The 10,053-nt window shown below is 69.4% G+C and carries 7 protein-coding genes; 2 read left to right on the forward strand and 5 right to left on the reverse strand.

Features of this window, described 5'->3' with window-relative positions:
• Positions 1–605: 605 nt before the first annotated feature.
• Positions 606–1,694: an AI-2E family transporter gene (locus ACQEVJ_RS34020; RefSeq protein ID WP_433108267.1), complete on the forward strand. Its 1,089-nt coding sequence runs from the start codon at positions 606–608 to the stop codon at positions 1,692–1,694.
• Positions 1,695–1,824: 130 nt separating this feature from the next.
• Positions 1,825–2,235 (forward strand): hypothetical protein, encoded by a 411-nt coding sequence (locus ACQEVJ_RS34025; RefSeq protein WP_433108269.1) that lies wholly within the window; start codon positions 1,825–1,827, stop codon positions 2,233–2,235.
• Positions 2,236–2,268: 33 nt separating this feature from the next.
• Here ACQEVJ_RS34025 and ACQEVJ_RS34030 read toward each other — a convergent pair whose 3' ends face one another.
• The 5 genes from ACQEVJ_RS34030 to ACQEVJ_RS34050 all read right to left on the reverse strand — a co-directional run bounded on the left by ACQEVJ_RS34030 (position 2,269) and on the right by ACQEVJ_RS34050 (position 9,995).
• A complete protein-coding gene (locus tag ACQEVJ_RS34030; protein WP_433108271.1) occupies positions 2,269–3,642 on the reverse strand; it encodes a hypothetical protein in 1,374 nt (457 codons plus the stop codon).
• Between the two features lie 369 nt (positions 3,643–4,011).
• Complete coding sequence (locus tag ACQEVJ_RS34035) at positions 4,012–5,490, reverse strand: carbohydrate-binding protein (RefSeq protein ID WP_433108273.1); 1,479 nt, start codon at positions 5,488–5,490, stop codon at positions 4,012–4,014.
• Positions 5,491–5,524: 34 nt separating this feature from the next.
• Entirely contained in the window at positions 5,525–7,132 is a 1,608-nt protein-coding gene (locus ACQEVJ_RS34040; protein ID WP_433108275.1) for a chitinase, read from the reverse strand.
• A gap of 5 nt (positions 7,133–7,137) precedes the next feature.
• A complete protein-coding gene (locus ACQEVJ_RS34045; protein WP_433108277.1) occupies positions 7,138–8,490 on the reverse strand; it encodes a cellulose binding domain-containing protein in 1,353 nt (450 codons plus the stop codon).
• 395 nt (positions 8,491–8,885) lie between these two features.
• The gene (locus ACQEVJ_RS34050; protein ID WP_433108279.1) at positions 8,886–9,995 is read right to left on the reverse strand and encodes a glycoside hydrolase family 18 protein; all 1,110 of its coding nucleotides are present in this window, start codon (positions 9,993–9,995) and stop codon (positions 8,886–8,888) included.
• Positions 9,996–10,053 lie beyond the last annotated feature (58 nt).

The raw sequence follows: 10,053 nt of genomic DNA on the forward strand, positions 1-10,053 counted from the left end.
ACTGTTGAGTTCTCAAGAAACGGACGCGACCACCATCACCCGAAACCCTTTGAAGAAGGTCTCACGCTCCGGGGCGTTTCACCGTTTGTTTTTCTTTTGTCTTGCTGGTCTTAATTCTTCCCGACCGGCTCTTCCGTGTCAAATCCGCCCCACCGGGACTTAATTTGACCCGAAACCCACCGACCGACAGGAATTTCGACCCCCCGTTTCCGGGGCAACCCCTCTAACTTACCCGAACCCCCAGCCCGGCGCAAAACCACCGGATCCAGAAGATCGAAAAGCACGAGGAGCCGCCGGCAACCAGCCCGCGCACACGCAAGACAACCACCGAAGTGATCGAAGAGGAGTGCGCCGAACCGCGCCGACACCACAAGATTACCAGGCCGTTCCGACGGTTTGGCCCGGGTAAGCTCCAACGCACTTGCCCGGAGACCTATTCCCGCAGGTCATCCATCGGATGGAAGTTCCGCACGGATCGAACGGCGTGGAGCCCGGATTCATTCCCGTCACGACTCGCCCGCGCGGACAAGGGTAGGGGCCGGAGCGTGCTACGACTGATCCACCTTGCACAGCCTTTTAACAAGGAGAAGGGGTAGGAACGGGACGTGACTCGACAGGGGTTCCCTCGCGCCCTGATCGTGCTGGTTTGCGCCGCGGCTGCGGTGATCACCCTCGCCGGTGTCCAGGCGGTGGGCTCGATCGTCGGCCCGGTCGTCCTGGCGCTGACCCTCGTCATCGCCGTCTCCCCGGTACGCAGCTGGCTGGCCCGCCACAACGCTCCGGTGTGGCTGCAGGTGGCCGTGCCCCTCGCCGTGGTGCTGCTGGTCCTGCTCGGCATGGTCGCGGTGCTCAGCCTCGCCGCCGCGCAGCTCGCCATCCTGGCTCCCACGTACGCGGACCAGTTCAACGCGATGGTGGCCGACCTCCAGCACTGGGCGGCCGGCCTCGGCTACGGGAGCGAACAGCTCAACAAGGCGCTGTCGTCGCTCGATTTCGGCAAGATGATCGGCCTCGCCCAGAGCGTGTTGAGCAGCCTTCTGGGAGTGCTGTCGAGCCTGTTCCTGATCGTCGTACTGCTGCTGGCCATGAGCCTCGACGCCCCCGTGTTCGCCCGGATCGTGGACGCCGCCTCGGCCGAACGGCCCGCCCTCGCCCGCGCGCTCAAGACCTTCACCTACAGGACCCGCCGCTACCTGATCGTCTCGACCGTCTTCGGCCTTATCTGCTCGGTCCTGGACGTCATCGCGTTGTATGTGCTGGACGTGCCGCTCCCGCTGCTGTGGGGGGTGCTCGCCCTCATCACGAACTACATCCCGAACATCGGGTTCATCCTGGGCCTCATCCCGCCGGCGCTGCTCGGGCTGCTGGAGGGCGGGCCCAAGACGATGCTGCTGGTGATCGTGGCGTACATCGCGATCAACGTGGTGATCCAGTCGTTCATCCAGCCGAAGTTCCTGGGTGACGCCGTGGGGTTGTCCACCACGGCCACGTTCCTCTCGCTGATCGTCTGGGCGTGGGTGCTCGGTCCGCTCGGCGCGTTGCTGGCGATCCCGCTCAGCCTGCTCGTCCGTGCCCTGCTCGTCGACAGCGATCCGGACGGCGCCTGGGCCGCCGCGCTCATCTCCGGGCGGTTACCTGAACGCTCTCCGGCTTCCCACCCCGACCCGCAGCCGGAACAGCCCGAACCCCGGTGAGGCCGTCCGGCCATAGGAGATCGGCACCTCGTCCTCGACGCGTTCGGACGGAGGCATGCCCAGGGTCGTCGGACGAACGACACGGAGCGTCTGCGGGCTGCGCCGCCGTGCTCCGGCTTAGGGTCTGATCATGCGGCGATGGGACAACGACGAGCGCCTCACCGGGATCGCGGACGCCTCGGCGATGGAGCCTCAGGTGTCCGCCCTGCTCGACGCGATGGCACGAGGCGGTTGGGTGACGGAGGAACCCGAGGCGCACCTGCTCCCCCACCTGCGCCGGGCGTGCGGGTCGGAGTGGCTGCTGACCGATGAGCGCCTGCTCGACGACGGCGTGTACGAGGTGACGGTCTCTCTGGCCGGCGACAGGGAGGGCGTCCGCGTGCACCGCGACGTGATCCGGCTGCTGTCGGCGATCGCCGAGACCGTCTTCTTCGTACGGCAGGCCGCGCCCGGCGTGTTCGAGTGCGTGACCGGGGTGCTCGACGGGGACTCGCCCAGCTTCGGCAGCCACGGCCACATGGTCCGCCTCATCGTGACCTGAGCGGCCCCTCCCCGCGGGGAAGGGCCGCGCGGATCAGGTGGCGGGAACGGTCTTCTTCTCCCCCGGCACCGGCACCGGTGTGGTCTCCGCGTACCTGCGCCGCCATGGGATGGCCGCGATCAGCATGGGGAAGAGCAGCAGCGAGCTGATCGCCCAGGGCGCGTGCAGCTCGCCCCACTTGGGCCCGGGGAACTGGGTGAGCACGATGTATCCGATCGCGGCCCACAACGCGCTGCCGAGGATCGCCGGCCAGGCCCAGCGGGTGGGCCGGGCGACCAGGAACGGCATGAACCACAGCAGGTACTGCGCGCCGAGGCGCGGCGTGAAGATCATGAAGGACAGCAGGATCGCGATCGTCACGTCGACCGGGTCGGCCTTGCGCCACCAGACGAGGCAGGCGACGATCGCGGCGTAGATGAGGTACTGGCCGATCCTGGCCGGGAGCGGGTCGAGGTTCCAGTTGCCGCCGCTGACCAGGGTGGTCCAGCCCCAGTCCCCCGTGATCGGACGGACGTCGCTGGGCCGCAGCCCGATGGTGTTGAGCACCTCGGGAAGCTGCCGCCACTCCGTCCAGCCGCCGATGGGGAGCGTCAGCAGGAAGAACACCGGCGAGATGCCGGTCGCGACCAGCGAGACCAGGCGGCTGCGCAGCCCGGGCAGGAACATCAGCAGGGCCGGCACGAGGATCACCGGCCAGCTCTTCGCGCAGAGCGCGAGCCCCATGAGCAGCCCCGCCCACACGGCCCGGCCCGTCGCCGCGCGGTCCTCCTGCGACGGGTGGACGATGCGCCGCACGATCTCGCCCGGCGGGATCCAGGGCAGCGGGAGGTCACGGTTCGCGAGCCGCAGGCGGGCCCACGGCAGCGGCGTGGGCCGCCGCCAGTCGCCCGGGCCGCGTGCCACGACGTACGCCGCGGCTCCGAAGACCAGGGACACCGGCTCGACCTGGCCGTGCACGGAGGCGACGAGGATCGCGAGGGGGTTGCAGGCGTACTGGAAGGCGCGCAGCCTCTCGGTCCGCCCCCCGGCCAGCTTGCCGACCAGCGGGATCAGCACGACGTCGGCGACGACGGTGACGATGCGGCCGGCGTACTCCCACGGGATGCCCAGCCACAGCAGCAGGCCGTACATGTAGGGGATCGTCGGGAGGAAGTGCCATCCGCCGTTGCTCTCGAGCACCGGATCGCGGTGGTCGAGGATCGCCACGCCGGCGGGCTGGAAGCTGTTGACGTAGTCGACCGGCTGCCACTGGGTGTCCCTGGCCGACAGGACCATGATCAGCACGCGTACGGCGATGCCGAGCGTGAGCGTGACGGCCAGGGACGGCCGCCAGCCCTTCCACTGGGCGACGAGCGCGAGCACGACGCCGGCGACGAGGACGATGCTGGTGGGGATCGCGTATTCCATGACGATGCCAAGCCTGCCCGACGAATGGCAAAACAGGCGACTCGATCCCGGATTCGGTGACCCGGCCATCGCGATCCGTCACTATTAGGGGTATTGTGACCACGGAGCGTTACATCCAGGAGACTTCGATGAAAATTCGCCTGTGGATCACCCTTGCCGTGGCCGTGATCGTCGGGATGCTGATCGGCCTGCTCGCCCCCACGCATGGGGGCGACCGGCGCGGCGGGTAGGGGGGTCGTCCCCGCCGGACCGGTCGCCTGCTCATGGGCGTCCGACTCTCATCGGCGCGCGCTCACAACGCGTGTGGCGGCGAGGGATCCGGTCCGGCGGGCCGTGCCCGGATCCCTCTGACCGTCGGTACGTCGCGGGTCAGAAGCCCGCGGTGATCCTGGTGAAGTCCCAGTCGTTCTGCGCGATGCCGCTGCAATTCGACACCACGCCGCCGCCCGCGCAGCCGCGGTCGCGGTTGACCGCCCAGTAGGCGAGCCGGCCCAGGCCGTGCGAGTTGGCCCAGTCGCGGATCTGGGTCCAGGTGGCCACGGAGGTCAGCTCCTGCTGGTCGGACAGGCCGTTCATGCCCGAGATGCCCATGTGGGCGTACGCCTGGGCGTCGGTCCAGCCCCAGGCCGACTTGAGGGCGTTCTTCAGCCCCTCGGCCGCGTTGACGGTGTTCTGGTACATGTTGGCGCCGCCGCCGAAGTCGAACGGCATGATCGTGTAGTTGTCGATGTTCACGCCCAGCGCCTTCGACTGGTTGATCAGCCGGGTGCCGTAGTAGGTCGGGCCGGTCGTGCTGGTGCCGAAGGTGACGACGACCTTGACGTTCGGGTTGTTCTGCTTGACGATCTTCAGCCCGCCGAGGATGCGGTCCTGGACGGCCTCGTTCTCGAACTCGTCGGTGTTCTCGATGTCGAAGTCAACGGCCGCCGGGTTGTAGGCGTTGATGACCTGCTGCACGGCCGAGGCGAAGGCGGACGAGCTGGAGCAGTTCGGGCCCAGCTTGTTGCCCTGCCAGCCGCCGAAGGAGATCTGGACGTTGCCGCCGGCCGCCTTGATCTGCGAGATCGCGGTGGCGTCGGCGCTGCCGGACAGCGGGCGGGAGCTGTCCCACGCCGGGGTGCAGCCGCCGCCGGAGAGCATGAAGGCCATCGTGAACGCCTTGACCCCGGTGGCGCTCATGACCGAGGTGGCGCTGGGCGGGTTGCCCCAGCCCATGTAGAGGTACGGCGCGCCGGGGAGCTTGCCGCCGCCGCTGGTGCAGCCCGTGGTGGTGCCGGTCACCGACCCGCTCGCCGCGGACTCGCCGTTCGAGTTGTACGCCTTGACGGTGTACGTGTGGGTGGTGCAGGTGCCGAGGCCGGAGACCGTGGCGCTGGTGCCGCTGCCGGTCGCCTTGACCGAGGTGTCCTCGTAGACGCGGTAGCCGGTCACCGTGCCGCTCGACGCCGACCAGGACAGCGAGATCGACGAGTTCGTGGTGCCGGTGACGGTCGGGTTGCCCGGCTTGCCCGGCGCGCCAGCGGGCGGCGTCGGGCTCGGCGACGGGCTCGGGTTCCCTCCGCCGCTGACCTTCTTCCAGAGAGCGGGGACGTTCGGCGGCTCCCAGCCGGTCAGGGATGTGTGCGCCTGGATGCACTCGTAGTCGACGCCGTTGTAGGTCACCCGGGCGCCGATGGCGTACCAGGTGTTCGGGGCCCATGCCGGATAGGCCAGCATGACCAGGCTGTTCGGGGCCGCCGAGGCGGACGCGGTCGTTCCCGCGACCAGTCCGGCGACGGCCAGGAGGAGGGAGGCGAGCAGGGCGAGGGCCGCCTTGGCGCGCCGGCCCGTTCCTAAGCGAAGCTGCATTCTTCCTCGCAAGGGTGGGGGGTGGGTGGAGGGATTACTTCAGGGCGTCGAGATACGCCCTGTGGGAGCGGGAGAATTCGGAGCCTGCGTATTTGTCCCAGTTGACGGACCAGGCCATGAGGCCGCGCAGGCCGGAGAAGACGCCGTGCGGCCGGTAGGAACCGCAGCCCGTCCCCTTCGCCAGGCAGCCGAAGGCGCTCTGCACCTCGGCCGTCGTGGTGTAGCCGTTGCCGGCGTACGGCGCGGCCGGCAGGCCGATCGCGACCTGGTCGGGACGCAGCGGCGGGAAGGTCGCGCCACCGGCCACGGGGAAGCCGGTGAGCAGCATGTCGGTCATGGCGACGTGGAAGTCGGCCACGCCCATCGTGTGGTACTGGTTGTCGAGGCCCATGATCGGCCCGGAGTTGTAGTCCTGGACGTGCAGCAGCGTGAGGTCGTCACGCAGCGCGTGGATCACGGGCAGGTACGCCCCGGAGCGGGCGTCGGCCGTGCCGTTCTTGCCCGGGCCGTAGAACTGGTAGCCGAGCTGGACGAAGAACGTCTCGGGGGCCATGGTGAGCGTGAACTTCGCGCCATACCTGGCCTTGAGCGTCTTGATCGCGGAGATGAGGTTCACGACCACCGGGGTCGTCGGGTTGCGGAAGTCGGTGTCGCCGGAGTTCAGGGACAGCGAGTGACCCTCGAAGTCGATGTCGAGGCCGTCGAGGCCGTATCTGTCGATGATCGCGGCGACGGACTGGACGAACATGTCCCGGGCGGCGGTGGTGGTGAGCTGGACGATTCCGTTCTGGCCGCCGATCGAGATCAGCACCTTCTTGCCGGCCGCCTGCTTGGCGCGGATGGCCGCGACGAAGTCGGCGTCGCTCTCGACGCTGGGGCACTCCGCGACCGGGCATCGGGTGAACCGGATGTCGCCGGAGGTGGGCGAGGTCGGTTCGCCGAACGCCAGGTCGATGATGTCCCACGCGTCGGGGACGTCGGCCATCCGGACGTAGCCGGAGCCGTTGGCGAACGACGCGTGCAGGTAGCCGACCATCAGCCGCTTTCCGCCCGGTGGCGGCGGGCTCGGCGAGGTCGACGGTGACGGGGACGGCGACGGGCTCGGGGATGGTGACGGGCTGGCCGAGGGAGAGGGGGACGGAGACGGGGACGGCGAGGTGCCGGGGCCGTCGAGGACGACGTCGTCGGCGTAGTAGGCGCCCTGGCCGTACCAGCCGTTGACGTAGATCGTCACACTCGTCGTGGACGACCCCGTGGTGAAGGAGGTCGACAACTGCGACCACGACGACCCCGGCGACCCCCACGTCTGGGCGTTCACGCCCGTGCCGGTCGCCCCCAGGAACACGTAGTTGCCCTGCACCCACGCCGACAGCGCGTACGCCGTGGACGGCTTGACGCTGATCGTCTGCTCACACCGGGCATAGTCACTGCCCGCCGGCGTCGCCGACAGCGCCTTCGACCCGCCGTGCACCGGACTCGACACCACCTGCGCCGTGGGCGCGCACGTCCACCCCGACAGGCCCGACTCGAACCCAGGATTGGCCGCGATGTTGGCGGCACTGGCCGGGCCGGTGAACGTCGCCGTGAGCAGGCCGGCGAAGGCGAGGGACGCGGCCGCGCCCAGGCCGATGAGCTTCTTCATGTGCCTCATCCCGTGTACGAAGCGAAGATCTTGGAGAACTCGTAGGGCGACTGGGGGATGTTGGTGCAGGAGTAGAGCGCGCCGGTGCAGGCGTTGCGGTCGCGGGTCATCTCCCAGAAGGCCAGCAGGCCGAGGTGCTTGTCCTTGGCGAAGGCGACGAGCTGGCGGGCGTCGTCCTGGTTGTAGATCCGGCCGTCGTCGTTCTGGCCGAGCATCGGCGTGACCCCGACCATCCGCCACACCTGGGCGTCGGACAGGCTGGGATACAGGCTCTTGAGCTGCGTGAAGGTGCTGTTCGCCGCCTGGACAGCCGCGTCGCCGTAGTCGACGGACTGGTAGTAGTCCATGGCCATGACGTTGACGGCGTCGAGGCTGACCCCGGCGTCGCGGGCGGACCGCACCACGTTGAGGCCGTCGGCGGTCAGGCCGTTCGGCAGCACGGGCAGCGTGATGGAGATCTTCAGGTCGGGGTGGGCCTGCTGCAGCCGGGCGAGCGCCTGCGACCGGCGGGCGATGGACGCGGGCTCGGCCGCCGCCGACCCCTCGATGTCGAGGTCGATGTATTTCAGGTCGTAGGCGCTGACGACCGCGTCGTACTCGGTGACCAGTGCGTTCACGTCCGTGCAGGCCTGGGCGAGTTCGATGCCGCTCGCGCCGCCGAAGGACACCTTGACGTCCCCGCCGCCGGCCCGGATCGCGTCGATCTGGTCCTTCGCCCACTTCTGCCGTGGGTCGTACGCGTTGAACCACATGGCCTTGCAGCCCGACGCGGTGACGAACGCGAGGGTGAAGCTCTTCAGGCCGGAGGCCGAGGTCATCGCGGTCAGGCTCGGAGTCGGCCAGGCGCCCATGTCCACGTACGGCGCGGTGCGCAGGGCCCCGGGCGCGGGCGGCGGCGGACTGGTGCTCGGCGACGGACTGGGGGACGCGCTGGGGGACGCGCTCGGCGAGGGGGACGGCGAGGTCGTGGCGCCGTCGCACGGGCCGCCGTTCAGGCGGCAGTTCGCCGGCTTGCCGGGCCCGCTGGCCACCCAGCCGAAGGTCGTGGAGGCGCCGGCAGCCAGGCCGCCGTTGTACTCACGGTTCTTGAACGTGTAGTGGTCGCCGGAACGCGTCATCAGCGCGTCCCAGTAGGACCCGGCCGACGAGCCGGCGGGGAGGTCGAACTCGACCGTCCAGCCGGAGATCGTGGCGGTCCCGGTGTTGGTGATGGTGTAACGGCCCTGGTAGCCGGAGCCCCAGTCGGAGTCGGCGGAGAAGACGGCCTTGGCCGTGGCGGCCTCGGCGGGCAGCGCGACGAGAGCGAGCGCGAGCGCGGCCATCGCGGCGAGCGCGCGCCAGACGTACCTGATCTGCATAGACACAACCTCTGTGTGGGGTGAACGGGGAGGTCATGGAAATCCGTACGGCCGGCGCCTGACGGAGGCGGCCGATCGGAACGGCACCGGCCGTACGGCACTCAAGGGCGTCTGGTGACGGGACGCGAGAGGAAGACGCTAGGGGTGAGGAAGGGCCATTTTCGGCTCCCGGTCGTTCTTCTTTTAGGAAAGTTTCCTAAGAGTTGTACGGATCGTAGCTTCGCGGTCGCTGGTTCACAAGACCCAATTCGACAGCGTTCCTAACGAACCCTGTCAGCGCTGGTCGGGGCGCGGGGACGTGTTATGCGCGCGTTAAGGGTCGACTGCTCGTCCGTTAAGTCGGGCACGGTGTGTCCGCCGTTCTCACCACACGGCCCAGGGCGGCGAAGCAGAGGTCAGCGCAGGAACGCGCCCTCGCGGACGGCGTGCCGGCCGTCGCTCTGCACGTTGACGAAGTCGACGAGGCCGACGAGCTTCTCCAGGTCGAACCCGGCCTCGATGCGATCGGCGTCGGCGGGGATGTAGACCGTGAGCAGATAGTGGTGGCCGGTGGCCGCGCCGAGGGCGTCGAGTTGCGCGCGGAACTCGGCCAGCAGTGCCGTCAGGTTCCGCCCGTCGTCGACGCCGGTGTGATTGCCCAGGTGCCCCTCGCCGCCGGGCCACTCCCAGTCGATGTCGATGCCGTCGAAGACCCCCGCCGCGCTGCCCGGCCCGCCCCTGCCGCCGGCGCCCGGCAGGTCGCCTCTGATGTAGGAGTCGAGACACGACTTGACGAACCTCTGCCGGGTGGCGGCGGTCCGCGCGACGTCGGAGAAGTACTTGGAGTAGGTCCAGCCGCCGATCGAGATCAGCGCCTTCAGACCGGGGTGGCGGGCCTTCAGCTTCTTCAGCTGGTTGAAGTTGCCGGCGAGCGGGGCGTCCGGAGGGTCGGCCACGCCGTCCAGCGACTCGGCGGCCGTGAAGCCGCGCTGGTAGTCGGCCCAGGCGTCACCCGCGCCGTCGCCCTGGTCGGGATCGTTCGGGTCGGGCGCGAGCGGCCGGGTGACCCCGGTGAGACAGGTCAGCGAGCCGGGGTCGATGTTCGCGAAGGCGTAGAGGACGTGGGTCAGCCTGCCCGCCAGCCCGCTGGTGTCGAGGTCGCGCACGGTGGACGTGGCGCCGTACGCGCCGCGCTGCGGGACGTACCCGACCCTGATGCGGCCCGGCGAGGGGGACGGCGACGGCGTGACGGTCACGGTGACCGTCACCTCGGGCACGGGAGCGGGAACGGACGCGGCCCGCGCCGGTGCGACGGCCGGTGTGGGAGCGGCTGCCTGTGCGGGAGCGACCGCGGCCCGCGCCGGTGCGACGGCGGCCCTCGGCACCACGATGCGCGACCGCGTCTGGCTGACGGCCGTCGTGCCGGTATCGGTGGCGCGGGCCGGGCCGTACCAGGCGACGAACATCGAGCACAGCACGGCGCTCAGGACCACGACGGCGAAGGCGCCACGCGTGATCGCTCCCATGGTGGGCTCCGAACAAGGACGAGCCTCCGCGACGGGACGCGGAGGAAGGAAGAGGAAT

The sequence above is a fragment of the Microbispora sp. CA-102843 genome, assembly GCF_050936215.1.
Classification (GTDB): domain Bacteria; phylum Actinomycetota; class Actinomycetes; order Streptosporangiales; family Streptosporangiaceae; genus Microbispora.